The sequence below is a fragment of the Shigella sp. FC1567 genome (genome assembly GCF_001743015.1).
GTDB classification, from domain to species: domain Bacteria; phylum Pseudomonadota; class Gammaproteobacteria; order Enterobacterales; family Enterobacteriaceae; genus Escherichia; species Escherichia coli.
The window spans coordinates 1-365 of sequence record NZ_MIIV01000424.1 but is presented as its reverse complement, the minus strand read 5'-3'; the positions used below and the strand labels follow the sequence as shown (position 1 = coordinate 365).

General features: G+C 51.0%; 1 protein-coding gene. It reads right to left on the bottom strand.

Translation table 11 applies throughout. The features are described from left to right. Nucleotides 1-12: 12 nt before the first annotated feature. A complete protein-coding gene (locus BHE85_RS19185; RefSeq protein WP_000019158.1) occupies nucleotides 13-285 on the bottom strand; it encodes a hypothetical protein in 273 nt (90 codons plus the stop codon). Between the last annotated feature and the right edge of the window lie 80 nt (nucleotides 286-365).

The window sequence follows — 365 nt, the reverse complement described above, 5'->3', positions numbered from 1 at the left end:
CGGGGCTGAAAATCACCACCACTTCGGGTCATCCGCCTTCATCTCCGCTTCTGTTTCGTATAAATCAAAACGACGGCAGGTATGGCAGAACGTGACGTATTCGTACGGTGAATCCGGGTACATTTTGTGGAAGGTTTCCCAGAAACAGACCGTGCAGGAGGGATGACCGGTGATAAAGTCTGCAAATACGGACTTATAAGGGTGATTATTGGCTCTGGCGACGGCTTTCAGAACCTCTTTCACCATTCTGGTGTGGACTTTCTGGTGCTCCAGGTTGTGTGACATGGGAACTCATTCTGGATGGTTACTCTGAAAGCTCATATTCTGCCACACCCCGATTTGCAGCCGCCAGGCTGCCGTGGTTC

What these genes read in the sequence shown, in the direction of transcription:
- BHE85_RS19185 (WP_000019158.1), bottom strand. Translation starts at nt 285, where the DNA reads ATGTCACACAACCTGGAGCACCAGAAAGTCCACACCAGAATGGTGAAA.